The organism is Collinsella sp. AF08-23 (assembly GCF_003479805.1).
Classification (GTDB): Bacteria; Actinomycetota; Coriobacteriia; order Coriobacteriales; family Coriobacteriaceae; genus Collinsella.
The window spans coordinates 34629-60579 of the sequence record NZ_QUHV01000009.1 but is presented as its reverse complement, the minus strand read 5'-3'; the positions used below and the strand labels follow the sequence as shown (position 1 = coordinate 60579).

Sequence of the window (25951 nt, the reverse complement as noted above, 5' to 3'; positions counted from 1 at the left end):
GGCCCACTCTTTTGAAAAGGGGATAATTAGCCATGGCTAACCATCATCTTCCCGCACTCCTGTGTATCATGGACGGCTTCGGCCTTGCGCCCGAGGGAGCCAACAACGCCGTGAGCGCTGCCAGCACGCCGTTCATCGACGGTCTGTACGCCAAGTATCCGCATACCACCCTCGGCGCCTCTGGCGAGGACGTCGGCTTGCCCGACGGCCAGATGGGCAACTCCGAGGTCGGCCACCTCAACATTGGTGCCGGCCGCATCGTGTTCCAGGAGCTCTCCCGCATCAACAACGCCATCAAGGATGGCTCGATCAAGGAGAACGAGGTTTTCGTCAAGGCCATGGACGACGTTGCCGCTACTGGTAAGACGCTGCACCTCATGGGCCTTATGAGCCCTGGTGGCGTGCACTCCATGCAGAGCCACTGCGAGGCGCTCGTCTCCATGGCCGCCGAGCGCGGCGTTAAGACCGTGCGCATCCACTGCTTCATGGATGGCCGCGATGTCGACCCGCAGTCCGGCGCCGGTTATGTATCCGAGCTTGTCGCCTTCCTGGGCGAGTTGTCCGAGAAGACCGGTTGCGATGCTCGCGTCGCCACCGTCTCCGGCCGTTACTGGGCCATGGACCGCGACAACCGCTGGGAGCGCATCGAGCGCGCCTATGACGTGCTCGTGAACGCTTGCGACGCCGATGCCGACCCGGTCGAGGGCATCAAGGCCTTCTACGAGAAGGATCCGCGCGGCGACGAGTTCGTCGATCCCTTCGCCTGCCACAACGAGGGCATTCACGCCGGCGATGCTGTCATCTTCTTCAATTTCCGCCCCGACCGTGCCCGTCAGATGACCCGCGCCTTCACCGATGCGGAGTTCGACGGCTTCGAGCGCGAGAAGATCGCCCTTTCTCACTTTGTGACTATGACTGAGTACGACCCCACGTTCGACGTCGAGGTCGCCTTCCCCAAGACGTTCCCCGAGAATGTCCTGGCCGACGTCATTGCCGACAATGGGCTTAAGCAGCTCCACACCGCCGAAACCGAGAAGTACGCCCACGTGACGTTCTTCCTGAACGGCGGTATTGAGGAGCCCAAGGCCGGTGAGGAGCGCGTGCTCGTGGCTTCGCCGAAGGTCGCCACCTACGACCTCAAGCCCGAGATGAGCGCCCCGGAGGTCACCGAGAAGCTCGTCGCTGCCATCAACGAGGATCGCGCCGACTTCTACATCGTGAACTTCGCCAACTGCGACATGGTGGGCCACACCGGCGTGTTCGAGGCTGCCGTTAAGGCTGTCGAGGCCGTGGACCACGCGCTGTCCCAGGTCATTCCGGCCATCCAGGCCAAGGGTGGCTTCGCGCTCATCACCGCCGACCACGGCAACGCCGACCACATGTACGACGTGGTTGACGGCGAGAAGAAGCCCTTCACCGCGCACACCACCAACCGCGTGCCGTTCATCATCGTGAGCGACACCGCTAAGCTCACCGGCATCGAGGATGGTCGCCTGTCCGACATCGCCCCGACCATGCTCACCATGGCCGGCCTCGAGCCCAGTGCCGAGATGACCGGCCGCGTGCTCGCTGTCGAGGAGTAGCCGGACTCGCCAAAAGCCCCCGGCCCTTTTGGTTGGAAAGCTGTCACCTGTTCGAGGTGGCAGCTTTTTTCTTAGGCATTGGGTACAAGGTGGAACACGCGGGCCGATGGGGGAGGGGTTGCTATGGCAAGAGCGTCTCGATTGCTTTCGAGTACGGGCGTCTACCATGTTATGACGCGAGGTGCAGGACGTCAGATTATCTTCAACGATGACCTGGATCGTCGAATGTACCTTGATTTTTTACGGCAGGCTATCAAAAAGTACGATATCTCGTTGCTTGCATGGTGCTTGATGGACAACCACACTCACCTGCTGATTGAAGACGGCGGGGACGGTCTCGTTCGGGCGATTCACTATCTTGACTCGCGATATGCCCAGCATTTCAACATCCGAAACGGGCATATCGGCCCGGTGTTCCAAGGCAGGTTTCTGAGCAAGCCGGTTGAGAGCCAGGCATATATGCTCCAGGCAATTCGGTACATTCACGACAATCCCTGTTCATTGGGAATCGGGCGAGATGAGTATCGATGGAGCAGCTATTCTGAATATGCAAGAGGGGACGGCCTGGTGGATTCTCGATTTCTATTCGAGGCGATTGGCGGACGCGAGCACTTCGAGGAGTTCAGCGCTGCCGGCAAGGCAGACGTGTACTACCCGCGTATGGGTAGCCGGATGGACCAGGCAGAGCTTGCGGAAGCCGCGCGTATTGCGACGGAGGGAAAGGACCCGTCAGCGGTAGCCGCGCTGCCCGTTCCCGAACGCGATCGCATCTTGAGGAGAATGAAGGAGGTTGGCCTTTCATACCGGCAGATCGAGCGTTTGACCGGGCTGGGCCGTTATCTCATCAAGCGCGTTGTTGGATGAGTGAAGTACCAACCAGCCAAAAGGGCCGGGGGCTTTTAGTTGGGGAGGTTTCATGCTCGTATTGAGAAACGAAACGGCCATCCTGCGTGATTTTATCGAAAGCGATATCGCTGACCACATCCGCTGGGAAACGGACGAGACGGAATGGAAGCTGTGGGACGCTCCTTGGGAGCATGAGGGGAAGTCCGACAAAGAGCGTGCAGTCGAGCTCGAAGGGGATATCGAGCGCATGCGCGGATGGGTTGCGCGCAACAAGGCGCTTGCCGACGACGTGCGCCGTACCAAGTTCGAGGTTTGCCTGGCGGACTCTGACAACCCGCTTCGAGCGATCCATGTGGGCAGTTGTGCGACCTATCAGCAACCAAAAGGGCCGGGGGCTTTTGGTTGGGCTCTGAGCAGGCGCGTCCCGATGCCACGGTGCCAATGCGAACGCCGTACGGATATGCCGAGCTCCTCGCGATGAGCCAAGCGAGGGCGCGTGCTGCCAGCAAGATTGCCGTCGCCCACGACCTCGCCTTCCTCGACCGCAACGAGTAAAACGCTTTCGGGTGCCTCATGCGCGCTCGGCCTCAACGGAAGAGGCAACACATTCCGAGCCGAACGTGAGGTTATCGGTCTCTCCGCCCACGGTTTTCAAGCAGGAGAGCAGCGCCTCTGCGTCTTCACCGTGCGCTTCTCAGATAACAAGGTGATAGTCCGCCATGCGTGCTCCCCTCTTGATGTCTTTCTTGCCGCTATGATACTGCTTGAAAAAGGACGGAAACACCATGATGCTCGTTGGCGCGGGGTGTGTATGCACGCCTTGGCATCTGGGCCAACCGGGAGGTTCCATGGATCGGATAGTCTTCTTCGACATCGACGGGACGCTTACAAGGGGAGTGACCTCGGGTGCCTATCTCGCAAATCTGCTCGGCCATGGGCACACCATGGAAGAGGCGGAGGCAGCTTGCGCGCGAGGCGAGATTACAAACGACGACGTCTGCCGGATAGACGCTGCGGGATATGTGGGACGCTCTGCCAGCGAGCTATTCGATATGCTCGAGGACATGCCACTTGTGGACGGCATCACTCAAGCTGTCGATGCGATTCATGCGGCTGGCGGTGAGGCCCATATTGCTTCACTTGCTTGGGGCATTGTGGGGGAGTACTTCTGCAAGCGCTTTCGGTTTGATGGTTATGTTGGTTCGGAGCTGGAAGTCGAGAATGGCGTATACACGGGCGGCGTGGCGCATGCGCTTGAGGGCGAGGGAAAGTGCTCATACGCGCGTGAACTCTGTGAAAAGCGCGGCGTAGCTCTTGCGTCCTGCATGGCTATTGGCGACAGCCGTTCCGACATCCCGCTGTTCGAGCTGGTAGGCACTTCGATTGCCTTCAACGCCACCGAAGAAGCAGAGCGTGCGGCAACGAACGCCTACCGTGGGGGTAATATCGCCGAAGCGCTGGCGTGCGCCTTATAGGCAGCGAGAAAGCGTGGCCAACCAAAAGGGCCGGGGGCTTTTGGTTGCGAGGGCCTCACAAGGCCCGCACGAGGTCCGCTCGCCTACTCTCCATTTGTAGTTTCGTGGAAGAACAGGGGGAGTGTGGTACCATTACCCGCTGTACGTGAATTCAGCTTAGAAGGAGTCCTCGTGGGTCCGTTCCAGATCATCCTCTTTGGCGTGTGGGCGCTGTCCACGCTTCTGCTCATCGCGCTCGTCCTCATGCATTCCGGCAAGGGCACCGGCGTCTCCGATATGATCGCCAGCTCTCTGTACAACGCCAGCACCGCCACGGGTGTCATGGAGAAGAATCTCGACAAGCTCACCGTGATTGTGGCCTGCGTCTTCGCCGCCTGCGTCGTGCTCGCCATGTTCTTCTTCCCACAGGGCATCGTCGGTCTGTAGGCCAAACGCCCACCAACCACATTGCGTGCATCGGCCCGTTCGGAGTGAATCCGGACGGGCTTTGTCATGGGGCGATCGGGAGCCTATGCATGTCTGCATCAAGTGTTACACACTTGAAACAATACGTTGGCGAAAGATATCCATTTGATCGTTCTTTTATGCACTAAAGTACGGTTTATCATGCAAATGCTTCGCCAAACTAAAGAAAATGTGCGCCGATTACCAGAAACCTCATACTCCATTATGCAAAAGTGCGCTAATGTATTGACCATCGCGCGTGACCGATCAGCCTAACGGTCTCGCGAAGAGCAAGCGGGATGCGATACGTGTTCGCACCTCCGGTCGCACCAAAGGGGTGCATATCCGGCTCCGCGTTCCGTGAACCTGCATTATAAGGAGGATGGCATGGCTGATACCAAATTTACCCAGCCCGTGATGGGTCGTCGTACGTTTGTGGGCGGCGCCCTCGCCACGGGTGCCCTTGCTGCTCTCGCCGGTTGCGGCGGCGGTGGCGGCACTGAGGGCAGCGGCACCACCGCGGCTCCCGCCGGCGACAACGTGATGGGCTTCTATCTCTCCGAGCCCGCCTACATCGACCCGTACAACGCTCAGGAGAATCAGGGCACCGCTATCGCGCGCGCCATGTTCGATGGCCTCATGACCTGGGACTGGGACACCAACTCCGCTGTGCCCGTGTGTGCCGCCGAGGCCCCGACCGTCTCCGAGGATGGTCTGGTCTACACCTTCAAGCTCAAGGAGGGCATGAAGTTCCACAACGGTGACGCCGTCGACGCCGAGTCCTTCGTCCGCGGCTGGAAGCGCGTTGCCTCCCCCAAGATGGAGACCCCGTCCGACATCTGCTACCACCTCGCCCCGGTCGCGGGTTACGCCGAGTTCAACGCCGGCGACACCGATGAGTTCACCGGTCTCAAGGTCGTGGACGAGCTCACCTTCGAGGTCACCCTTTCCGCTCCGATGGCCGACTTCCCGGCCGTGTGCTGCCACCCTGGCCTTGTGCCGGTTCCCCAGGCCGCCGTGGACGATCCGAAGTCCTTCCTCGAGCAGCCGATCGGCAACGGCCCCTTCAAGATGGACGAGCCCTGGAAGCACAACCAGTACATCAACCTCGTGAAGTTCGACGAGTATCACGGCGAGGCCCCCAAGATCGACGGCGTGTACTGCTCCATCCAGAAGGACCCGGACACCGCTTACAACGAGTTCAAGGCCGGCACCATCGACTTCGCTCAGATCCCGACGGGCCAGATCAAGGACAATGTGGACAAGTACGGCAAGTCCGAGGACGGCTACACCTCCACCCCGGGCAAGCAGTGCCTGTTGGGCGTCGAGCTCTCCACCTACTTCATGATTCCGTGCTCCCAGGATCCGGTGCTCGCCGACGTGAACGTCCGCCGCGCCCTCTCCCTGGCCATCAACCGTCAGAACATCGTGGACACCCTGTACGAGGGTTCCCGCACACCCGCCACCTCCATCATGCCGACCGCCATTGACGACTCGGAGGAGAATGTCTGGCAGTACTGCAAGTACGATCCCGATCAGGCCAAGCAGATTCTCGAGGACGCTGGCTACACCGCAGACGCCGATGGCAAGCGCGGTCTTGAGGTTACGCTGAACTACAACGGTGACGGTGGTCACGAGGATCTCATGTCCACCATCCAGCTCGACCTTGAGGCCGTTGGCTTCACTGTCAAGCAGGACGCCGTCGAGTGGGCTACCTACCTCGACAACCTCTCCAAGGACGAGTTCTCCCTTGGCCGCCTTGGTTGGACTGCCGACTATCCGACCATGGACAACTTCCTGTATCCGAACTTCTACACGGGTGCCGACAACAACTACGAGAAGTACTCCAACCCTGAGGTCGACAAGATGATGGAAGAGGCCCGTCAGATCCAGGACGAGGAGGAGCGTAAGGCAGCTTGCCGCAAGGTCTGCGCTCTCATCGGTGAGGATATGCCGGTTATTCCGATCATGTTCTACGCTCACAACTACGTCGCCTCTGAGCGCATGAAGAACTTCAACTACGACGCTCAGACCATCCCACACTTCGAGACGGCTGAGATCGCCTAGCGACCGGGATCAAAACCCGATAGCGCATGAACAGCAGGACATCGCGCAAGCGGTGTCCTGCCTTTGTTTGGCGGGTAATGCTGCAAAGTGCGGAATCGATCGTGTATATCTACGCATAATCCCCGCAGTATTCCTTAGCGGGTGACGTATAATTGCAATTTACGCTGCGACATACTGCAGCAAAGTGTAGTGTCCAAGAGACTAGGGAGGGTATCGCTGTGCTCAGGTACATCCTCAAGCGAATCCTGCAGTTCATCCCGGTCTTCCTCGGCGTCACGCTCATTCTGTTCATCATGCAGAATGTCGTGCCCGGCGATCCCATCAAGCTGATCGCCGGCGAGAAGAAGCTCGACCCGGTTACCGAGATGAACATCCGCGCCGCTCACGGCTTAATCGTGACGGACGAGAACGGCGACATCGTTTTCGACGAGAACGGTGACACCATCGAAACCCCCATGTGGGATCGTTACTTCACTTATCTGAGCGGCCTGCTCCATGGTGACCTTGGCCGTTCCTACCAGCGTGGCATCGACGTGTCGACCATGATTCTCGATGCCTATCCCTACACGGTGCAGATCGCCGTTGTCGCCATCGTCATCGAGGCAATTGTGGGCATTGGCGCCGGTATCATCTCGGCTATTAAGCGGTACTCCTTCTGGGACATCCTCGTGACCCTCACCACCTCGATGCTCGTGGCGATGCCCGCGTTCTGGCTCGGTCTGCTCCTCCAGTTGATATTTGGCATCTGGCTTAAAGACGCTACCGGCGGTGCCGTTGCGTTGCCCGTCTCGGGCGTCCCCGGTCCGCGCCCGATGTTCCCCGGCTGGATGTACTACATCCTTCCCGCCATCACGTTGGCTGCGGTATCCACCGCCTACACGGCCCGTATCATGCGTTCGCAGCTGATCGAGGTCATGAACCAGGACTACATCCGCACTGCCAAGGCCAAGGGCCTCTCCAAGCGCTCGATCATCTTCCACCACGCGCTCAAGAACGCCCTGATCCCGGTCGTTACCTATGTGGGCATGGACTTCGGTGCGATGCTCGCCGGTGCCATCCTGACCGAGACAGTCTTCAACTGGCCCGGTATCGGCCAGATGACGTACACCGCTATCACTCGCCGCGACTGGCCCATCGTCATGGGCGCCGTCACGGTCATCGTCATCGTGGTCATGATCATCAACCTGATCGTCGACGTGAGCTACGCGTTCCTCGATCCGCGTATCCGCCTTGGTAACAAGAGCGATAAGTAGGAGGCAAGAGACGTGCAGTACCCAATGAATACAATGGGCGAGCAGGTTCGCGCCGCCGCGGCCGAGGCCCATGTCGTTGCCAATGGCTCCGACAAACCCACGCGCACCCTGTGGGGTGACGCCTTCAAGCGCCTGAGGAAGAACAGGCTCGCGATGTTCGCCATCGTGTGGATCCTCATCGTCGTCGTCATCGCGGTCACCGCGGACCTGTGGGTTCCGAGTGTGCTCGGCGATCCGAACGCATCCGACACGGCCACCATGGTTATGAACTCCCGCCTTGCACCGTCCCTCCAGCATCCTTTTGGCACCGACACCCTTGGCCGCGATGTGCTCTCCCGCGTCATCTACGGCGCGCGCATCTCGCTGACCGTCGGTATCGTCGCCACGGGCATCTCCACTGCCATCGGACTGGTCATGGGCGCACTCGCCGCATACTACGGCGGCATCTGGGATACCATCATCATGCGTCTGGCCGACATCTTCCTGGCGTTCCCCTACACGCTGTTCGTCATCGCTATGATCGCGGTCATCGGCAATGGTATTCAGAACGTGTTTATCGCCATCGGCATCCTTGGCTGGCCCTCGATCGCCCGCGTGTTCCGCTCCGCCATCCTCTCCGTCAAGGAGAGCGACTACGTGGATGCCGCCCGATCCATGGGCGCTTCCGACGCGCGCATCATCGCCCGCCATATCTTCCCCAACTCCGTTGCTTCTATCGTGGTCTATGCCACTATGAACATCGGTGGCGCCATCCTGACCGAGTCCGCCCTGTCCTTCTTGGGTCTCGGCGTCGTCCCGCCCGATCCGTCGTGGGGCACCCTCATCCAGGAGGGTCAGAAGTACCTGCAGACCGAGCCGTGGCTTATGATCATGCCCGGCATCGCCATCCTGACCACCGTGCTCGCGTTCACGCTGCTCGGCGACGGCCTGCGTGACGCTCTCGACGTGAAGATGAAGGACGCGTAAAACCATGGCTAAGAACAACGATACTTTCGTGGACCTCAAGACGCAGCCGATCCCCGAGGGCCAGCATCTGCTCGAGGTCGACGACCTGAAGATGTACTTCCACACCGAGGACGGCGTCGTGCATGCCGTTGACGGCGTGAGCTACACGCTCGATCGCGGCGAGACGCTCGGCGTGGTGGGCGAATCCGGCTCCGGCAAGTCCGTGACCGCCATGACCATCATGGGCCTCATCTCCATGCCTCCCGGTAAGATCGAGGGCGGTTCCGTGACCTATCGCGGTCGCGACCTCCTCAATATGTCTGAGGAGGAGATGCAGCACGTCCGCGGCAATGACATTGCGATGATCTTCCAGGACCCCATGACCTCGCTCAACCCGGTTTACAAGATCGGTCGTCAGGTGGGGGAGGGCCTTCGTCTGCACCGCGGCTACTCCAAGCAGGAGGCGCTCAAGCGCGCCACTGAGCTGCTCGACCTCGTGGGCATCCCTGAGCCCGAGAAGCGCGTGAACGAGTATCCGCACCAGTTCTCCGGCGGCATGCGCCAGCGCGTCATGATCGCCATGGCTCTCGCCTGCGATCCCGACATCCTGATTGCCGACGAGCCCACTACGGCCCTCGATGTGACCATCCAGGCGCAGATTATCGAACTTATGCAGGAGATGCAGGAGAAGAACGGTAACGCCATCATCATGATCACCCACGACCTGGGCGTCGTCGCCGACATGGCCGACAAGATCATGGTCATGTACGCAGGTCACCCCGTGGAGTTCGGCACTGCCGACGAGATCTTTTACGAGAGCCGCCACCCCTACACCTGGGGCCTCATTCGCTCCATTCCCGAGCAGGCTACCGACGAGAAGAAGCCGCTTACGCCAATTCACGGCAATCCACCGTCGCTCGTCAACCTGCCGCAGGGTTGCGCGTTCGCGCCTCGTTGCCCGTATGCCACGGAGCTCTGCCACAAGGAACGCCCCAAGAAGTTCGTCATGGACAACGGCCATTACTCCGAGTGTCATTACGCCGATGATGATGCCTTCGTGAAGAAGTTCGCACCCGACACCTCCCGCTCCCGCGGGACCATGCCGACCGCGATTCCCGATAACGTGGATGTCGCAGCTTCGAAGGGAGGCGAGGCCTAAATGGCAGACAACAATACTCCGCTGCTCAAGGTTGAGCACCTCACGAAGGAGTTCCCCACCGGCTCCGGTTTCCTGGGCGGTAGGTTCTCCAAGAAGGTCGTCTCTGCGGTGAATGACGTCTCGTTCGAGATCCGCGCTGGCGAGACCTTCGGTCTAGTGGGCGAATCCGGTTGCGGTAAGTCCACCACCGGCCGCGCCATCATGCACCTCGACCCGCCGACGTCCGGCAAGGTGTACTTTGAGGGCAAAGATATCTCCAAGATGAACAAGGCCGAGCTCAAGGATATGCGCCGCGACATGCAGTTCATCTTCCAGGATCCGTATGCATCGCTCAATCCGCGTATGACGATCGGCGAGATTGTTTCCGAGCCCATGGTCATCCATGGCATCGGTACGCCCGAGGAGCGCATGGATCGCGTTCGCGAGCTGCTCGACGTCGTTGGCCTCAATCCCGAGCACATTAACCGATATCCGCATGAGTTCTCTGGTGGCCAGCGTCAGCGCGTCGGTATCGCCCGCTCGTTCATTCTGCGTCCGAAGCTGATCATCTGTGACGAGCCCGTTTCCGCGCTCGACGTCTCCATTCAGGCCCAGGTTCTGAACTTGCTGAAGGACCTTCAGCAGCAGTACGGTACCGCCTATCTGTTCATTGCCCACGACCTTTCCGTCGTTCAGCACATTTCCGATCGCGTCGCCGTCATGTACCTCGGTAAGATGGTCGAGCTGTCCGACTGGAAGAGTCTGTACGCCGAACCGAACCATCCGTATACGCAGTCGCTGCTCTCCGCCGTGCCGGTCCCCGATCCGGACGTGCAGAAGAGCCGCAAGCGCATCATTCTTGCCGGTGATCCGCCGAGTCCGATCGACCCGCCGAGCGGTTGCCGTTTCCACACGCGTTGCCCGATCGCGCAGGGCAGATGTGCCGAGGAAGTGCCCGAGTTCCGTGAAATCGGCGCGGGCCACTTCTGTGCTTGTCATTATGCGACGCCGTTCCCCATCAAGGAGTCGTACATCGACCTGTAAGGGCCCCTCAGCCCTCATGACGCCAACCGATCAAACGTCCTCGAAAGCCCGCCTTTGGCGGGCTTTCTGCGGAATGTACGCTTGGATGTGAAACGCGAGGGCTGTCCGTACTTAGTCGCGAGCGTGGACGAGAAAAGTCTCATGCATGAGGGGACTTTGCTGGGATGGTCACTGCTCGGTTGGGGTTGCGCGGGTTTTGCTTTAGAGTGGTGGGATGAAAGTGCATCTGTGCAATAGATCCGGGAAGGGGCCGAGATGATCGACAGGCGTGCATTCCTAGGCGCTGCGGCATGCGGTGTGATGGGGCTTGGACTAAGCGGGTGCAGCCAGGTTGAGGGTGGCGATGCGGGCTCAAGTGATGACGTCCCGCCCTCATGGGTGACGTGTCGTATCGGCAAGCCCTCGGCAATCGACCCCCTGCTCGTCTCCGATCGGTTTGGCCTCCAGGTGCTTCATGCGCTTTTTTGCCCCCTCACGCGCATTGTGGACGGCGTGGCGACACCCGCTGCAGCCCGCAGCATTACCGCTTCCGATGACGCGCGCACGTTCACCTTCAGCCTTGTCGAAGGTGCGACGTTCCACAATGGTGAATCCGTCACGGCCTCTTGCTTCAAGCGGGCGTGGGAGCGTTTGGTCAAGCCGATGTCCGACGATACGGATGAGGATCGGACACACAAGGAGAATGGTGGCGAGGGCCCTCGTAGCCGCTGGGGATCCTTGCTTTCCGCCATCGATGGGTATGATGCCCTGTCTGGCGGCCGGGCCTCGGAATTGGTCGGTTTGCGCTGTCCTGACGACCTCACGCTTACCGTGTCGCTTACCGAGCCGCATGCAGCCTTCGCCTCGATTGTCTCGCATCCAGCTCTCGGTCCTGTTCCCGCGAGTGCGGAGGACAATCCCGTTATGTTTTCGGAACAGCCCATGGGCAATGGACCGTTCATGTTAGACCGCCCGTGGAAGGGAAAGGGCGACATTCGGCTCACGCGCTTTGACGAGTGCGCATATGGTGCGAGCTTGGTGGATGGCGTCCTACTCGCCATTCATGACGACACCGTTGCCGCATACAACCATTTCCAGGCGGGTGTCCTCGATATCTGCGATGTGCCCGTTGACCAGTTGAAGGATGCCGAAGATGCGCGCGGCATTTCGTCGAGCGTGGGGATCATGAAACCGGGCGAGCGGTTCGTTCAGGGGCCTGAAGCCGGGTTGACGTACATGGTGTGCAACACGCGTGTGGCCCCGTTCGACAACGCCGTCTTTCGCCGTGCGATTTCCTGCGGTATCGACCGCGAAGCCCTTTGCAAGAAGGTGCTCAATTACAGCGCCGCTTCCGCCATGAGCCCGGTTGCCCCATGCGTGGGCGAGGCGGTGTCGTGGGAGGCGTGCGCGTTTGATGCTGACCGGGCTCTGGAGCTCATAGAGGGGCTGAGCGCGCAGGAGCGGGAGGACGAGGCCCAGCAGACCATGGGTTCTGCCGAAGAGTCAAAAGACGCTCCAGAGATGACGGCGGAGCCGCTGAATCTCGATTTCACCCTAACGTATCGCGAGGGGGGCGTGCAGGGGCGCATCGCCGACCAAATCGCGAGCGATTTGTCCGACTTGGGGCTGACGGTGAAGACCGCTGCGCTGGCAGCGGAAGACCTCGCCGAAAGCCTTGATAAGGGCGATTGTGCGTGCTGCCTCGTCACGTTCGACCCGGCGGCTGCCACAATCGACACGGTGGTGTCCCAGTTGCTTGGCACCACGTCTGAGCGAGGCTCATGGGCGGGATACGAAGATGATGCGCTCACCGCCGCCCTCACCACCATGGCCGAGCAGCGCGACGCGACGGAGCGTACCGAGCGCGCAAGGGAGGCCCTTGTCCTTGCGTCCGAGGCGATGCCGATGATCCCCCTGGTGCATCCGGCGTATGCCAAGGTCGCATCTGATCGCGTGCAGATGGCGAATGTCTTGCCGAACGGGCTCGTCGATCTTGGTTCCGTAGAGCTCGTCTAGCCCTAAATCCCCAGCGGGGAAGGGCGGATCTTTCTTACTGCCAGGCCCCGCCTCTCACCTGCGTTCAGAGGGATCTTTGCAGGTACTTCTTGCAAGGAAGTCTTCTGCAGGCCCTTTCGCAAAACTTTTTTGAAAAAGGGGCTTGCGCGAATGATGGGACTCGGGGTACTATCTTCCTCGTTGCAGACGCGGTAACGCGAAAGCAAACGTCGGAGTGGCGGAATTGGCAGACGCGCTAGCTTGAGGTGCTAGTGACCACATTTCGGTCATGCGGGTTCAAGTCCCGCCTCCGACACCACGCATGTGAAACGCGAGCCCGGTTTGGGTTCGCGTTTTTGCTATATATCGCACGCGGCCGTGCGATTCGCCGGCAGCCCCCTCGCGCGTCCGCGTTATGTTGGTACGGCGGAGGTGGCGCATGGAACATATGCACAACGAGGAATTGAGCGACGTCGCCCGTTTGGTCGAGGTGACGAGTGACGCCGTCGCTATCTGTGATGCCGACGGCGCGGTACGCCATGTCAACCGCCAGTTTCTCGTCCTCCAGAAGATGAGCCGCTCCCAAGTCGTCGGCGCCGACATCAAAGACCTGCTCTACAGTTCGGGATTTGAGCGAGCCGCCGGTCACAAGATGCCTTTTTCGTCCGATGGCGAAGAGAACACGCTGATGCTCAAATTGCCCGACGGCTCCTTCATCCCCGTACGCGTACGTGCGCTTGAGCTCATCGAGACGGAGAAGGGCGACTGCCATGCGCATCGATATGTGGTCGCCATCCGCAGCCTCGAGGAGCAGTACGCCCACGATCGCAAGACGCAGCGCCTGCTTTCTGAGCTCCAAGCCGCCAATAAACGCCTCTCGGGCACGCTGTCGGTCATCATGTCCACGGTGGGCTCCAGCGATATGTCGACGTTGCTGGACACGGTGCTCAACCGCATGGCCGACACGCTCGATGCGGCGGGAACGACCATCTACTTTGCCGAGGGTGGCGGCTTCAAGCTGCGCGGTGTGAGCCGAGGCATTGCGGCCAGGTATGTACCCGATTTCATTCCCTATGGCGCGGGTGTGCCCACCCACGTCCTACGCGAGCAACGAGCCTGCCGACTGTCGCTGGTGCCCGTCGATCCCGCAGACCCTACGGCACCCGGCGCCTTTTATGACCTCGATGCCCGTGTGCGGCACAACGTGCGCCTGCAGGACATGCCTCCATTCAAGACCATGATTGCGGTCCCCGTGTACTTTGGAACGCAGGTTTTGGGCGTTGTTGAGCTCGGCTGGACGCGCCCGTGCAATCCGCGCATCTACGACGTCCGTGTTCTCGAGGTCATATGCGATTATCTGTCCATTGAGTTGATGGGGGTGGTGAGCAGTCTGCGTGCCGCGCGCACCTCGTCCCTCACGCGCTCGCTTAGTCGAATTCGCGAGCTTTTGTACGCGAACGGAAAGGACCCCATTGCGGCATGGACCGAGATGACAAGCGAAGTCACTGAGCAGTTGTCTTGCCACCTTTTGCCCGTGTTACATGATGTGGAGCGCGGTGCCTACGTGATTGACTTTGATGGCGGAAGCCGCATGGACCTTCCCTGCGACGTTGAGGAAATGTTTTTCTCGGTGACGACTCCCGCTGCCCGAGTGGGCGCTCCCGCATCGGCCGACCTGCTTGGTGACGAGGCGGGTGCCCTCGCGGCGCCCGAGCCTCCCAAGCAGATTCGCTTGGCGCGTGTGGACCGCATCACCTGGGTCGGTGAGTGGCTTGAGCGTCACGGCCTTCCGTGCCAGGGCGTTTTCGTGGATATGGGTCGCGAGCAAGACGAGGGCGCATTTGTCGAAGACGACGGCCCGTTCGCCGCCGTCCTCCCGCCCCGTCGATTCTTGTTGCTACGTGATGATTCCCAAGAACCCGTGGACGATATGGAGTTCGATTACCTGACGCATCTCGCGCATGACTTCGAGCTCATCATGGACGGGGCCGTGCAGCAGAAGAGCGAGCGTCGCATTGCCCAGACCTTGCAGGCTGGCATGCGCAACGACCTTGGGGTTGTTCCGGGCATCACCTCGGATTCGCTGTATTCTTCCGCCACGCGCCAAGCGCTCGTGGGGGGCGACTTCTACACCCTCATCCGCCTGCCCGACGATCGCGCCGTGATGATTTTGGGCGATGTGTCGGGAAAGGGCGTGGAGGCTGCGTCGATGTCCGCGCTCGTCAAGACGGCACTCACCGCATATGCCTGGGAGGGGGCGAGCCCGGCGCGTATGGCGCGGTCGCTCAACCGCATGCTCATGAGTTTCTCGCGCGTGGAGACCTTCGTGACCATGTTCATCGCAAAGCTCGATCTGCGCCATGGGCGCGCGACGTATTGTTCGGCCGGCCATCCCCCCACCATGCTCGTGAAGGCCAACGAGGCCGATGGCGTGGAGGCGGAGTTGCTGAGCGTCCAGTCGGGTGTGGTGGGCGCCTTCTCGAGTATGGTGTACGAGAACGGTACCTTCTCGTTTAACCCCGGGGACATTCTCTTTATGTACACCGACGGTGCCATCGAGGCCCGCGATGCTGCAGGCGAGTTCTTTGGCGAGGCTCGTTTGCGTGAGGTGCTGCTTCGTGCCGCTGCTGAGGGCGTTGAAGGCCTGTGCGCACAGGTTCTGGATGAGCTCGATGCATTTACGGGTTCGGCACTCGATGACGATATCGCCCTCGTGGCGTTGAGGTTCGACCGGCGCGGCGTCTGATGCGTTTGCGTGCGAGGGTATCGGTGGACGGTGAACGGGGAACCATAGCAACATGAACGAGTGGAATGACATAGCCGTAATCGCCCCGGCGGGCGATATCGATATCGCTTCGGTACCGCGCCTGCGTGAGCAGGTCGATGCCCTCATCGAAAACGGGGTACGGCGCATTCTGGTGAACTGCCAGAATGTGAGTTTCATCGACTCGACGGGGCTGGCGTTCCTGCTCGTGCGCGCGCGGACGCTATTCGATCGCGAAGGGCTGCTCTCGCTGGTGAACACCTCTCCCCAGGTGGTTCGCTTTCTCCAGATCGCCCGCCTGCTGGACGCCCTGCATGTTTCGGCCGCAGAAAAGCCGCCTATTCCGGTGCTTGCGCCCGATGCGCCGCCCCTGTGGAGCAAAACGCTCGCCATTCGACCCGGCGTCGAGAACCTGGGCATGTACCGGCACCGCATCGCTGAGTTGCTGGGTGGCCTGCCGCTGTCGCGCGATGACTGCTTCGACACCGCTTTGGCGGCGGGCGAAGCGCTGTCGAATGCCTACGATCATGCCTGCGGCGGCAAGGGGAGCACCATGACGGTGATCGCCTACACCGACCGCGTGGTGATCGAGGTGCGTGATTGCGGGTGCGGATTCGAGATCGCGGACGGCGAGGAACCTCCAGAGAGTCGAGAGCGCGGTCGCGGCATCCGACTCATGCGCATGTTGGTCGATAGCGTCGACGTGCGCCGTCGCGTCGACGCGCCTGGCACGCAGGTGCGCCTTATCAAGATGATCGCTTGATGCTCCTGCGGCGGGGCGGGGATCGCATTCGTTGCCACTGGTTTTGTTTTGGCGCCTGGGCAATGACCCCTCTTGACGAGCATGGTCTGGTACGGAAAAGGGCACCCCAAAGGATGCCCTCAATCAAATCATATGGAGGCGGCTCCCGGATTCGAACCGGGGGTAAAGGCTTTGCAGGCCTCTGCCTTACCACTTGGCCAAGCCGCCGAATGAATAGAGCCGATTCTTCAATCGGCTCTTTACAAACGATGGAGCGGACAACGGGGCTCGAACCCGCGACCCCAACCTTGGCAAGGTTGTGCTCTACCAACTGAGCCATGTCCGCTTGCGAGAAAGTACTATACGCAATCAGACGATAATGTGCAAGTCATTTTTCATGATTGTTTACGCTGCTGGGGTGATCCTTGGGGTCGTCCAGACAGCGACCGCCTGTCCTCACGGGCACGCCGCGACAAGTCCGCACCGGTGCCGCGGCGACGAGTTCTTGCCGCAGGGCTCGTTGGCTTGCGTGAGTCGCAGGCATCCTCCTCGAGATCGGTGCGCGGTAATCTGCGTAAAACCCGAGATTAGACTGCTGTTTCAAACAATTTTAAAAAAGATGGAAAAAGTTGTTGACCGAACGCTCGTATCTGGGCTATATTAATCCCCGCGCTGATGCGCACCTGAGTTGGGCGATTAGCTCAGGGGGAGAGCACTACCTTGACACGGTAGGGGTCACAAGTTCAAATCTTGTATCGCCCACCATAAGCGGACATGGCTCAGTTGGTAGAGCACAACCTTGCCAAGGTTGGGGTCGCGGGTTCGAGCCCCGTTGTCCGCTCCATTATATGCGCCAGGGCCGATTTCAATCGGCCCTTTGCATATAAGGCGAAGTGGCCAAGTGGTAAGGCAGAGGCCTGCAAAGCCTTTACCCCCGGTTCGAATCCGGGCTTCGCCTCCATATGGTTTAAGAAGGGCATCCAACGAGGTGCCCTTTTTTCAGCATGAGTCTAATTGCAAGTTCATACGCTCAATCACAACATATAGGCTTCCTGCGGTTATGGTGAGGGTCTCTTGTTCCACTTGTCGGCGACTGGCGGAGAACTTGTGGACACCTCGGTTGCGGCTCCCGCGCGCATTTTGGCATCAATGCAGGTGGGGGAGGGTGAGCCCTCTTCTACTAAGCGTGCGATTTTTGCAACTGTGAATGAGAGGTAAAAAAAGCACATTGCTGTTGACCTGCTAAAACACAACATATAGTGATTCCGTTTACGGATGTCACCAGATATTGATGACAAAATGCCGTATCATACTTGTGAAAGGCAATGATGAGCCTCGACCCCGCTGCCATATGCAAATGCGTGGGGCCGGGGCTTTCCTATCCCGTAACGAAGTCACGAGCAAGCTTGGGTCGCGGAGGAGTCACATGAAGATCATCAAGCGCAGCGGTTCCGAGGTCACGTTTGACCTCCAGAAGATCATCAACGCCATCAACGGCGCCAACAGTGAGGTCAAGAGCAGTGAGCGCCTCACCGATCGTCAGGTTCGCTACGCCGCGGAAAACGTCGCCGACCGCTGCGAAGAGGCCGGCCACACGGTCTCCGTCGAGGAGATCCAGGACATGGTCGAGGATGAGCTTATGGCCCTCGACCGCTTCGAAGTCGCCCGTCGTTACATCATCTACCGTTACGTGCAGGGCCTCAAGCGCCAGAAGAACACCACCGACGACAAGATCCTGTCACTCATCGAGTGCAACAACGAGGAAGTCAAGCAGGAGAACTCCAACAAGAACCCGACCGTCAATTCGGTGCAGCGCGATTACATGGCCGGTGAGGTTTCCAAGGACCTCACGCAGCGCGTCCTGCTTCCCGCCGAGGTCGTTGAGGCCCACAACGAGGGCATCATCCACTTCCACGACTCCGATTACTTCGCCCAGCATATGCATAACTGCGACCTCGTGAACCTTGAGGACATGCTGCAGAACGGCACGGTCATTTCCGGCACGCTCATTGAGCGCCCCCACAGCTTCTCCACCGCCTGCAATATCGCCACGCAGATCATCGCCCAGGTCGCCTCCTGTCAGTATGGCGGCCAGTCCATCTCGCTCACGCACCTCGCACCGTTCGTCGAGGTCAGCCGTCAGAAGATCCGTCGTCAGGTCGAGGCGGAGCTCGTCGAGCTTGGCGTGGATGCCCCCGAGGAGAAGGTGTCCGAGGTCGTGGAGACCCGCCTGCGCGATGAGATCCGCCGTGGCGTGCAGACCATCCAGTATCAGGTCGTCACCCTCATGACCACCAACGGCCAGGCGCCCTTTGTGACGGTGTTCATGTACCTCAATGAGGCCCGCAGCGAGGCCGAGAAGCGCGATCTTGCCATGATCATCGAGGAGACCCTGCGCCAGCGCTACGAGGGCGTGAAGAACGAGGCGGGCGTGTGGGTCACCCCCGCGTTCCCCAAGCTCATCTACGTCCTCGAGGAGGATAACGTCCGCGAGGGCTCCGAGTACTTCTACCTGACCCAGCTCGCGGCCAAGTGCACCGCCAAGCGCATGGTGCCCGATTACATCTCCGAGAAGAAGATGCGCGAGTTCAAGCTCTCAAAGGGTGAGACCGAGGGCAACGGCGATTGCTACACCTGCATGGGCTGCCGCAGCTTCCTCACGCCCGATCGCTCCGGCAACGGGTATGACAACGTGGCCCGCGCCAAGAACTACGAGCCCGGCAAGCCCAAGTACTATGGTCGCTTCAACCAGGGCGTCGTGACCATCAACCTGCCCGACGTCGCGCTCTCCTCGCAGGGCGACATGGACAAGTTTTGGGAAATCTTCGATGAGCGTCTGGAGCTGTGTCATCGCGCCCTGCGCTGCCGCCATGAGCGCCTTCTGGGCACCCTGTCCGACGCCGCGCCCATTTTGTGGCAGTACGGTGCTCTGGCGCGCCTGGACAAGGGCGAGAAGATCGACAAGCTGCTTTTTGGCGGCTACTCGACCATCAGCCTCGGCTATGCCGGCCTGTACGAGTGCGTGAAGTTCATGACGGGCGCCAGCCACACCGATGAGAAGGGCACGCCGTTCGCCATGGCGGTCATGCAGCGCATGAACGACAAGTGCAACGAGTGGAAGGCCGCGGAGGACATCGACTACTCCATCTACGGCACCCCGCTGGAGTCGACCACCTACAAGTTCTCCAAGTGCCTGCAGCGCCGCTTCGGCATCATCCCCGGCGTGACGGACAAGGGCTACATCACCAACAGCTACCACGTCCATGTCTCGGAGGAGATCGACGCCTTCGACAAGCTCAAGTTCGAGAGCCAGTTCCAGCGCCTGTCCCCGGGCGGCGCCATCTCCTACGTCGAGGTGCCCAACATGCAGGACAACCTCAAGGCGGTCATCCGCGTCATGCAGTACATCTACGACAACATCATGTACGCGGAGCTCAACACCAAGAGCGACTACTGCCAGGAGTGCGGCTACGACGGCGAGATCAAGATCGTCGAGGACGACGGCAAGCTGGTGTGGGAGTGCCCGCATTGCGGCAATCGCAACCAGGAGACGCTGAATGTCGCCCGCCGCACCTGCGGCTACATCGGCACGCAGTTCTGGAACCAGGGCCGCACGGAGGAGATCCGCGATCGCGTGCTGCATCTGTAGAGGGCGATCCCGATGGGCCGGAGGGGCGGCGTTATGAACTACGCAGAGATCAAGCATTTCGATATCGCCAACGGCGAGGGGGTTCGTACGACGCTGTTTGTGAGCGGGTGCCGCCGTGGGTGTAAGAATTGCTTTAACGAGGTGGCGTGGAACTTCGCCGCGGGCAAGCCCTTCACGGCCGAGGTGGCCGACGAGATCATCGGGAGCCTGCGCCCCGATTACGTGGACGGGCTGACGCTGTTGGGCGGCGAGCCCATGGAGCCCGAGAACCAAGAGGGCCTGGTCGAGTTCGTGGAGCGCGTTCGCAAGGAGTTCCCGCGCAGCTGCGGCAAGACCATCTGGTGCTTTACAGGCGACACATGGGACCGCGAGCTCGTGGCGGGTGGGCGACACCATACGGAGTTCACCGACCGCTTGCTTGCCTGCATCGACGTGCTGGTGGATGGCCCCTTCGTCCAAGACCTGCACGACATCACGCTGCGTTTTCGCGGTTCGTCCAACCAGCGCATCATCGACATGCCCGCCACGCTCGCCGCGCTCGCTGCGGGGGAGGCCCCCGCGGACGCTGTGCGTCTGTGGAGGGACGCCGAGGTGTACGCAGCGCATTCGATGTAGGCGCGGTCGGCGAGGACGGGATGGGCCGCGCGGTGGTCACGGCATCGCGGCAGTCGGTGGCGTTTGATGTGTGTCACCACGGCATGTGGCGCACGGGAAAGGGGAGACGATGCGAACGTTGGAGACAGATAGGCTCGTGCTGCGTCGCTTTACCGAGGCGGACGCGTCGGCGCTGTTCCCCATGATGAGCGATGCGCAGGTGAATCGTTTCTTGCCGTACGCCGTGCACGGGAGTGTGGCAGATACGGCGAGCTATCTTGAGGAGAATTACCTGCGATGGTATCGCGCGGCCGACGCGGACGAACGCCGCTCGGATGGGCTGCCGCTCGACATGCATTGCGCGATTTGCCGCAAGCGCGGCCGCGTAGAGGCGGGCGAGTTGCTCGGCTTCGTGAGCATCGACGCTGAGGGCGACGCATATGATATGGGGTACGCCCTGGCTCGCGATGCGCAGAGCCAAGGTTTCGCGACCGAGGCGGTGCGAGCGATGCTCGGTGAGGCTCGCCGAGCGGGCTATCCATTCGTCACGGCGACGCACGATGAGCTCAACCCGGCATCTGGTCGCGTGATGGAGCACTGTGGCATGACATATCGCTATTCGTATCGAGAGCACTGGCAGCCCAAGGGCATTGACGTGGTATTCAAACTCTGTCAAATCGACTTCGCGCCCGATGCGTCAACCTACTCGGGCTATTGGGAGCGCTACCCACAGCATTGGGTGTAGAGGCCGCATGGTGCGGCTCGTGTCTTCCGGCGCGTGGTACGATTGTCGATATTATCTGCGGAAAGTGAGTGAAACATGGTCGATCAAGATAAGGTGTGCGAGGCGGTTCGCCTGCTGCTCGAGGGCATTGGCGAGGACCCGACGCGTGAAGGGCTCCTCGAGACGCCCGATCGAGTTGCACGCATGTACGCCGAGCTCGCGGGCGGCATGGATCAAAGCGCGGCCGCGCATCTATCTAAGACCTTTTCCGTTACCGAGAGCGGCCTCGTCATAGAGCGCGATATCCCGTTCTACTCCCTGTGCGAACATCATCTGCTGCCCTTTTACGGCACGGTGACCATCGGGTATATTCCGAATGGGCGCGTGGCGGGGCTTTCCAAACTTGCACGCACGGTCGAAGTGTTCGCCCGCCGACTTCAGCTGCAAGAGCAGCTCACCGGCCAGATTGCCGACGCCCTCATGGACAATCTCGACTGTGCCGGGGCCATCGTGCTCATCGAGGCCGAGCACCTGTGCATGACCATGCGCGGCGTGCAGAAGCCCGGCACCAAGACCACCACGCTTGCCCGTCGTGGCGTATGTGCCGAGTCCGGCGTCGAGGCCGCGCAGTGGGAAGAGCGTTTCTTCCGCATGTTGGGGAGATGACACCGGCTGGCGTGCGGATGGTAGCATAACTAGGAAAAACCCCCCGATTTCGCGAAGTTTTGTCGAGTTGTGCTACCAGTTGGCCGGGCATCCGTGGGAGGTCTACCGGCCGTCAGCGGGGAGGAAGATGGCGGGGCCTTATGGACAGTCTAGAACCGATCGAACTGCGCTCTGAAGTGCCCTCGACGAACGCCGAGATGAAGAGGCGCGGCCGCGTGGGTGCGCCCCATGGTGCCGCGCTCAGGGCACTCGTCCAAACTGCGGGACGCGGGCAGCGCTCGCACGACTGGGCGTCGCCCGAGGGTGGCTTGTACCTATCCGTCCTCATCCGTCCCGAAGTCCCGGGCGAGGCCCTGCCCGCCCTGCCCGTTGCCTGCGCCTTGGGCGCCCTGGGGGCACTTCGCGAGGTGGGATGTCCCCGTGCTCGACTCAAATGGCCAAACGACATCGTGGTAGGTAATCACAAGCTCGCTGGTATCCTGACCGAACTTGTCGCAACGGGCGAGGACGTTTTCGCGGTGTGCGGTATTGGGGTGAACATGGAAGCCCCCGTCGTATCGACGCGATCGGGGAGCATTGCCGCGCTGCATCCGACGGGCTTGTTGGACGAGCTCGCACCGGGCATGACGCCTCCGTCGCTCGAGGACCTGGCAGAGCTCGTTCGAAAGCGCATCTTGGATGCCGCCTCGGATTGGGAGGCCGCTTACGGGAAAACCGCGGCGTACCGCGGGTCGGGGAGGCCTGGTGTGCGCGTTCCGGGATATGACATTGCCCGATGGGCGGAAGACCCCGTTCGCGGCGGCGCCGAAGGTCCTCTGGCACCCCTTCTGGCACCTTATAACGCTTGCCTTGCCTTTGTGGGACAGCGGGTGCGCGTATATGCCATCGACGGCGAGGAGCGAGCGCAGGGGACGTTTTTGGGAGTCGACGGGTATGGCCGCGCGCTCGTCGCGCAGCGGGACGGTTCGGTTGCCGGCTATGATGCGGCGGATGTCTCGATTCGTCCGCTCTCGCTCATGGGCGAGTAGCCCGAGTGCCTTAAGGTCGGAGACGAGGGGCCAGCTCCGTCTCGGCGGTTTACGGCGACGAGGCACGTGTCCAAGCGTGGTCTCCATGAGGGAGTTTGCGGGGTCAGAGACGTCGTTTCCAGTCCGTCGATCCTCGGGCTCACGCCGTCCTTGCCGAACCGATCTCGGCCCGCAAAAAGCGCCCGCGGCGTTGCGTGCCGCGGGCGCTGTGCGTTCATGGTGGCGGCCGAGCAGGATATCGGGCCGGGAGCTTGACGTCGGGCCGGGAGCCGGCCTGACTGTCCGGAGCCCCCTATGCCACGTCGATGGAAACGTTGACCTCCTGCACGGGGACGTCGTAGAACGGGTCCTCGCGGCGGCCGAGGAAGTCGCGTGCCTGCTCGGGGAACAGGGCGTAGGACAACACATCCTCCTCCGAGCGGGCGTACTGCGAGATCTCCTCGCGCAGGCGCGGCATCGCGGGTTCGATCAGGTCGGCCGGGCGGCAGGTGATGACCTCGTCGTCGCCGATGATCTGGCGGCGGATCTTCTCTGAGATGGTCACGGGCGGACGGCCGTATTGACCGCGCACGTAGTCCTTGATCTCGGCGGGAACGACTTTGTAGCGCTCGCCGGAGATGACGTTCATGAGCGCCTGGGAGCCCACCATCTGGGACAGCGGGGTCACGAGCGGCGGGTAGCCCAGGTCGGCGCGGACGCGCGGGACCTCGGCGAGCACCTCGGCGTACTTGTCCTCCACATGCATGTCCTTCAGGTTGGCAAGCAGATTGGAGAGCATGCCGCCGGGGACCTTGTACAGCAGCGCCTTGGGCTCGACGGCCATGACCTTGGGGTTCAGGCCACCCTCGTCCAAAAAGCGGTTGCGGATGGGCAGGAAGTGCGCTGCCACGGCCTCGAGCTTCTCGATGTCCAGGCCGGTCTTGTAGCCGAGGGCCTCCAGCGCGATGGCCATGGACTCGGTGGCGGGCTGGCTCGTGCCCTCCGCGAAGGGGGAGGAGCAGGTGTCGATGATGTCGGCGCCCGCCTCGACGGCCTTGAGGTAGGTCATCTGGGCGATGCCGGCGGTGCCGTGCGTGTGCACCTGCAGCGGCAGGTCGCAGGAGGCCTTGATCTCGCTCACGAGCTCGAAGGCGACGTCGGGCGTGAGGACGCCGGCCATGTCCTTGATGCAAATGGAGTCGGCGCCGGCGCGGGCCATCTCGTTGGCGAGGCTCACGAAGTAGCGCACGGTGTGCACGTCGCTGGTGGTGTAGGAGATGGCGGCCTGGACCTCGCCGCCCGCCTCCTTGGCGGCGCGGATGGAGGTCTGGAGGTTACGGGTGTCGTTCAGCGCGTCGAAGATGCGGATGACGTCGATGCCGTTCTCCACCGACTTCTTGACCAGGGCCTCGACCACGTCGTCGGCGTAGTTGCGGTAGCCGAGCAGGTTTTGGCCGCGCAGCAGCATCTGGAGCTTGGTGTTCTTGACGTGGGCGCGGATGGTGCGCAGGCGCTCCCAGGGATCTTCGTTGAGATAGCGTAGACAGCTGTCGAAGGTGGCACCGCCCCAGACCTCGAGCGACTCGAAGCCGCACTCGTCGAGGGTTTCCAGGATGGGGAGCATGTCCTCGATGGGCATGCGCGTGGCGATCTGACTTTGCTGGCCGTCGCGCAGGACGGTCTCCATGAAGCGGATCTTGCGGGTCATGCTAGGCCTCCTTCGACGGCGGGAAGAGTCGGGCGAGGGCGAGCGAGATCACGTAGATGACGAACATGACGATGAAGATGCCGCCCCAGCCTAAGATGAGGATCTGGATGGCGAGGGACAGGTCGGTGGAAAGTCCGAGCGATGCGATGAGATTGGTCATTACCAGCACCCCTTTCTAGAGCAAAAGGCCGAGGACGAGACCGCCGGCGACGACCGAGGCGATCTGACCGGCGACGTTGGCGGCAGCGGCCTGCATGAGGATGAAGTTGCCGGGATCCTCCTCAGTGGCGAGCTTTTGCACCACGCGCGAGGCCATGGGGAACGCGGAGATGCCCGCGGCGCCCACCATGGGGTTGATCTTCTCCTTGCGGAACAGGTTCAGGAGCTTGGCGAACATGACGCCGCCCACGGAGTCCATGATGAAGCCGATGAGGCCGAGGCCCATGATGATGAGCGTGTCGAATTGCAGGAACTCGCTGTACTCCATCTTCACGGAGACGCACAGGCCCAAAAGGATGGAGATGAGGTTCACGAGCTCGTTTTGGGCGGAGGCGGAAAGCGAGTTGAGCACGCCGCACTCGCGCAGGAGGTTGCCGAACATGAGGAAGCCCACGAGCGGCAGGGACACCGGGGCGATGAGGCCGGCGACCACGCAGATGGTGACGGGGAAGAGGATCTTGGCCGTCTGCGAAACCTGGCCGGGGCGGTAGGTCATGCGGATGGCGCGCTCCTTCTTGGTGGTGCAGGCCTTGATGGCGATGGGCTGGATGATGGGGACGAGCGCCATGTAGGAGTACGCCGCGACCATGATCGCGCCCATGTACTTCGAACCGAGCGAGTTGGCCACGAAGATCGAGGTGGGGCCGTCCGCGGCGGCGATGATGCCCGCGGAGGCGGCGTCGGCGATGTCGAAGCCGAACACGCCCGTGGCCACGATGGTCACGAAGAAGATGCCGAACTGCGCGGCCGCGCCGAATAGCAGCAGGAACGGGTTGGCGAGCAGCGGGCCGAAGTCGATCATGGCGCCGATGCCGATGAACAGCAGCAGCGGGAACAGCTCGGTCTCGATGCCGGCGTCGAACAGGATCTGGAACGGTCCGGGCTCGGTGCCGGTCATGAGGACGCCGGATGCGGGAATGTTCACCAGGATGGTGCCGAGTCCCATGGGCACGAGCAGCGTGGGCTCGTACTCCTTCTTGATGCCCAAGTACATGAGGACGCAGCCGATGAGGATCATCGCGATGCGTCCCGGCTCGGCGATGAGCGCCTGCACGCCGTCGAGTAGGATTTCCATAGTGCCTCTTTCTGGAAGAAAGCGCCGCCTTGGC

At 61.2% G+C, this 25951-nt stretch carries 22 protein-coding genes and 6 tRNA genes; 21 read left to right on the top strand and 7 right to left on the bottom strand.

Features of this window, described 5'->3' with window-relative positions; genetic code table 11:
* Positions 1-32 precede the first annotated feature (32 nt).
* Both gpmI and DWV48_RS06410 read left to right on the top strand, forming a co-directional pair.
* Positions 33-1583, top strand: a complete 1551-nt coding sequence (gene gpmI / locus DWV48_RS06415; RefSeq protein WP_118653991.1) for a 2,3-bisphosphoglycerate-independent phosphoglycerate mutase — start codon at positions 33-35, stop codon at positions 1581-1583.
* A 123-nt stretch (positions 1584-1706) separates the two neighbouring features.
* Positions 1707-2447 carry a transposase gene (locus tag DWV48_RS06410; RefSeq protein WP_118653990.1) on the top strand — a complete coding sequence of 247 codons (741 nt, stop codon included), beginning with the start codon at positions 1707-1709 and terminating at the stop codon, positions 2445-2447.
* On the opposite strand, the gene DWV48_RS09210 is transcribed toward DWV48_RS06410, so the two are convergent.
* On the bottom strand, positions 2428-2781 hold the full coding sequence (locus DWV48_RS09210; protein ID WP_158574841.1) for a hypothetical protein: 354 nt from the start codon (positions 2779-2781) through the stop codon (positions 2428-2430). The genes DWV48_RS06410 and DWV48_RS09210 overlap by 20 nt on opposite strands.
* A 20-nt stretch (positions 2782-2801) precedes the next feature.
* Positions 2802-2954: a GNAT family N-acetyltransferase gene (locus tag DWV48_RS09530; RefSeq protein ID WP_366921398.1), complete on the bottom strand. Its 153-nt coding sequence runs from the start codon at positions 2952-2954 to the stop codon at positions 2802-2804.
* Between the two features lie 323 nt (positions 2955-3277).
* Here DWV48_RS09530 and DWV48_RS06400 point away from each other — a divergent pair, with 323 nt between their 5' ends.
* The 11 genes from DWV48_RS06400 (at position 3278) to DWV48_RS06350 (ending at position 16296) form a co-directional block, all read left to right on the top strand.
* Complete coding sequence (locus DWV48_RS06400) at positions 3278-3904, top strand: HAD family phosphatase (protein WP_118654020.1); 627 nt, start codon at positions 3278-3280, stop codon at positions 3902-3904.
* 171 nt (positions 3905-4075) lie between these two features.
* Positions 4076-4330: a preprotein translocase subunit SecG gene (gene secG, locus DWV48_RS06395; protein WP_118653988.1), complete on the top strand. Its 255-nt coding sequence runs from the start codon at positions 4076-4078 to the stop codon at positions 4328-4330.
* A 405-nt stretch (positions 4331-4735) separates the two neighbouring features.
* Positions 4736-6415, top strand: coding sequence for an ABC transporter substrate-binding protein (locus DWV48_RS06390; RefSeq protein WP_118653987.1), 1680 nt, complete (start codon positions 4736-4738; stop codon positions 6413-6415).
* A gap of 218 nt (positions 6416-6633) precedes the next feature.
* Positions 6634-7668 carry an ABC transporter permease gene (locus tag DWV48_RS06385; RefSeq protein ID WP_118653986.1) on the top strand — a complete coding sequence of 345 codons (1035 nt, stop codon included), beginning with the start codon at positions 6634-6636 and terminating at the stop codon, positions 7666-7668.
* A gap of 24 nt (positions 7669-7692) precedes the next feature.
* Positions 7693-8634, top strand: coding sequence for an ABC transporter permease (locus tag DWV48_RS06380; RefSeq protein ID WP_118653985.1), 942 nt, complete (start codon positions 7693-7695; stop codon positions 8632-8634).
* Between the two features lie 4 nt (positions 8635-8638).
* Positions 8639-9772 (top strand): ABC transporter ATP-binding protein, encoded by a 1134-nt coding sequence (locus DWV48_RS06375; RefSeq protein ID WP_118653984.1) that lies wholly within the window; start codon positions 8639-8641, stop codon positions 9770-9772.
* Positions 9773-10795, top strand: a complete 1023-nt coding sequence (locus DWV48_RS06370) for an ABC transporter ATP-binding protein (protein ID WP_118653983.1) — start codon at positions 9773-9775, stop codon at positions 10793-10795. It abuts the gene before it with no gap.
* Between the two features lie 255 nt (positions 10796-11050).
* A complete protein-coding gene (locus DWV48_RS06365) occupies positions 11051-12790 on the top strand; it encodes an ABC transporter substrate-binding protein (RefSeq protein ID WP_118653982.1) in 1740 nt (579 codons plus the stop codon).
* A gap of 208 nt (positions 12791-12998) precedes the next feature.
* Positions 12999-13088: transfer RNA gene (locus DWV48_RS06360), tRNA-Leu, on the top strand.
* Between the two features lie 120 nt (positions 13089-13208).
* A complete protein-coding gene (locus DWV48_RS06355; protein ID WP_118653981.1) occupies positions 13209-15515 on the top strand; it encodes a SpoIIE family protein phosphatase in 2307 nt (768 codons plus the stop codon).
* A gap of 52 nt (positions 15516-15567) precedes the next feature.
* Positions 15568-16296: an anti-sigma factor antagonist gene (locus tag DWV48_RS06350; RefSeq protein WP_118653980.1), complete on the top strand. Its 729-nt coding sequence runs from the start codon at positions 15568-15570 to the stop codon at positions 16294-16296.
* Between the two features lie 133 nt (positions 16297-16429).
* On the opposite strand, the gene DWV48_RS06345 is transcribed toward DWV48_RS06350, so the two are convergent.
* Positions 16430-16503: transfer RNA gene (locus DWV48_RS06345), tRNA-Cys, on the bottom strand.
* A gap of 42 nt (positions 16504-16545) precedes the next feature.
* Positions 16546-16621: transfer RNA gene (locus DWV48_RS06340), tRNA-Gly, on the bottom strand.
* A 344-nt stretch (positions 16622-16965) separates the two neighbouring features.
* Here DWV48_RS06340 and DWV48_RS06335 point away from each other — a divergent pair.
* The 8 genes from DWV48_RS06335 to DWV48_RS06300 all read left to right on the top strand — a co-directional run bounded on the left by DWV48_RS06335 (position 16966) and on the right by DWV48_RS06300 (position 22936).
* Positions 16966-17040: transfer RNA gene (locus DWV48_RS06335), tRNA-Val, on the top strand.
* A 3-nt stretch (positions 17041-17043) separates the two neighbouring features.
* Positions 17044-17119 (top strand) — tRNA-Gly (locus DWV48_RS06330).
* Between the two features lie 43 nt (positions 17120-17162).
* Positions 17163-17236, top strand: a tRNA-Cys gene (locus tag DWV48_RS06325).
* 465 nt (positions 17237-17701) lie between these two features.
* Positions 17702-19924 (top strand): anaerobic ribonucleoside-triphosphate reductase, encoded by a 2223-nt coding sequence (gene nrdD, locus DWV48_RS06320; protein WP_118653979.1) that lies wholly within the window; start codon positions 17702-17704, stop codon positions 19922-19924.
* A gap of 33 nt (positions 19925-19957) precedes the next feature.
* The gene (nrdG, locus tag DWV48_RS06315; protein WP_118653978.1) at positions 19958-20539 is read left to right on the top strand and encodes an anaerobic ribonucleoside-triphosphate reductase activating protein; all 582 of its coding nucleotides are present in this window, start codon (positions 19958-19960) and stop codon (positions 20537-20539) included.
* Between the two features lie 109 nt (positions 20540-20648).
* Positions 20649-21263 (top strand): GNAT family N-acetyltransferase, encoded by a 615-nt coding sequence (locus DWV48_RS06310; protein WP_118653977.1) that lies wholly within the window; start codon positions 20649-20651, stop codon positions 21261-21263.
* Positions 21264-21338: 75 nt separating this feature from the next.
* Positions 21339-21908, top strand: coding sequence for a GTP cyclohydrolase I FolE (gene folE, locus DWV48_RS06305; RefSeq protein ID WP_118653976.1), 570 nt, complete (start codon positions 21339-21341; stop codon positions 21906-21908).
* A 140-nt stretch (positions 21909-22048) separates the two neighbouring features.
* The gene (locus DWV48_RS06300) at positions 22049-22936 is read left to right on the top strand and encodes a biotin--[acetyl-CoA-carboxylase] ligase (protein WP_118653975.1); all 888 of its coding nucleotides are present in this window, start codon (positions 22049-22051) and stop codon (positions 22934-22936) included.
* A 292-nt stretch (positions 22937-23228) separates the two neighbouring features.
* Here DWV48_RS06300 and DWV48_RS06295 read toward each other — a convergent pair whose 3' ends face one another.
* From DWV48_RS06295 to DWV48_RS06290, 3 genes are read right to left on the bottom strand one after another with little or no spacing between them, the layout of a single operon-like run.
* Complete coding sequence (locus DWV48_RS06295; protein WP_118653974.1) at positions 23229-24623, bottom strand: oxaloacetate decarboxylase subunit alpha; 1395 nt, start codon at positions 24621-24623, stop codon at positions 23229-23231.
* Between the two features lies 1 nt (position 24624).
* The gene (locus DWV48_RS09285) at positions 24625-24783 is read right to left on the bottom strand and encodes an OadG-related small transporter subunit (protein ID WP_199588912.1); all 159 of its coding nucleotides are present in this window, start codon (positions 24781-24783) and stop codon (positions 24625-24627) included.
* A gap of 15 nt (positions 24784-24798) precedes the next feature.
* On the bottom strand, positions 24799-25917 hold the full coding sequence (locus tag DWV48_RS06290) for a sodium ion-translocating decarboxylase subunit beta (protein ID WP_006723662.1): 1119 nt from the start codon (positions 25915-25917) through the stop codon (positions 24799-24801).
* Positions 25918-25951: the final 34 nt, after the last annotated feature.